The organism is Cupriavidus sp. 05T313, assembly GCF_056396665.1.
This window is the reverse complement of record NZ_JBFTLX010000664.1, coordinates 1-413: the sequence shown is the minus strand read 5'-3', so window position 1 is coordinate 413 and position 413 is coordinate 1. Positions and strand designations below refer to the sequence as shown.

1 protein-coding gene is annotated in these 413 nt (G+C 68.5%); it reads left to right on the top strand.

Annotated features, from left to right (window positions below):
- Positions 1 to 61: 61 nt before the first annotated feature.
- On the top strand, positions 62 to 413 hold a 352-nt coding region (locus AC1DKD_RS42255; RefSeq protein ID WP_477144867.1), incomplete at its 3' end, for a sugar phosphate nucleotidyltransferase.

The window sequence follows — 413 nt, the reverse complement described above, 5'->3', positions numbered from 1 at the left end:
AGCCATGGGCGAGCGCCGTCGCGCGCGCCGCCGACCAGATCATCGCCGAAGGATTGGACACATGAGGCGCGGGATCATCCTCGCCGGCGGCTCGGGCAGCCGGCTGGCCCCACTGACCCTGGCCGTCAGCAAGCAGCTGCTGCCGGTCTACGACAAGCCGATGATCTACTACTCGCTGACCACCCTGATGCTGGCCGGGGTGCGCGAGGTGCTGATCGTCACCAACCCGCATGACGAGACCGCCTTCCGGCGCCTGCTGGGCGACGGCTCGCAACTGGGCCTGCGCATCGAGTACAAGCCCCAGGCCTCGCCCGACGGCATCGCCCTGGCCCTGGCCATCACCATCTTCCCGTTCCTCTGGATGCTTCGCACGGCCCTCTCCAGCAACCACTCGCTGGCCTCCAACTCCGGGA